The organism is Streptomyces alkaliphilus (genome assembly GCF_014141535.1).
Lineage (GTDB): Bacteria > Actinomycetota > Actinomycetes > Streptomycetales > Streptomycetaceae > Streptomyces > Streptomyces alkaliphilus.
The window spans coordinates 1-656 of the sequence record NZ_VKHT01001595.1 but is presented as its reverse complement, the minus strand read 5'-3'; the positions used below and the strand labels follow the sequence as shown (position 1 = coordinate 656).

Genomic DNA, 656 nt, shown 5'->3' with positions numbered 1-656 from the left:
GCACCACCCAGGGGGATGGCAGCATGGCCACCGTCGAATTGCGTTTCAGCGCCTCGCCGGAGCACGTCCGCACCGCGCGGCTGGTGGCCGCCGCCGTGGCGCGTCGGGCCGGGGTGGAGGAGTCCGCCCTCGACGAGTTGCGGCTGGCGGTGGGGGAGGCGTGCAGCCGGGCCGTCGGGCTGCACACCACGCTCGGACTGACCGGCCCGGTGAGGGTCTCCCTCACCGAGGGGGAGAAGAGTTTCGCGATCGAGGTCGGCGACGACGCCCCCGGTCCCTCGGTCTCCACCGCCTCCGGGGACGGCGCGGGGGGCGACGGCGACGAATTGGGGCTGGCCGTGATCAGCGCACTGGTGGACGAGGTCGAGGTCACCGGTGACGACCGGGGCGGCCTCATCCGCATGAGCTGGCCCACCGCCCACGCCGTCGACTGAGCCGGGTCCGGTACCCGACTCCGAGCGGTACCCACCGGGCGCGGCCCGGCCGTGGCCCGCTCCGCCGCTCCGAGCGGTCGATGGTCCCGTTTCCCCCGCGCCCCGCCGCGCCCGCGGGTGCTTCCCGGCGCTTCCCCGTGTCTCCAAGCGGGCTTCTCCTCCCCCGGTGGACACCGTGCCGTGTCGCCCGCCTCGGGCGTTCCCGCCCCTCACCGTGACGCC

The 656-nt window shown here is 75.6% G+C and carries 1 protein-coding gene; it reads left to right on the top strand.

Translation table 11 applies throughout. The annotated features are described in order from the left end of the window. The first annotated feature begins 23 nt into the window (after positions 1-23). Complete coding sequence (locus tag FNQ90_RS25865) at positions 24-434, top strand: ATP-binding protein (RefSeq protein ID WP_143624707.1); 411 nt, start codon at positions 24-26, stop codon at positions 432-434. Positions 435-656: the final 222 nt, after the last annotated feature.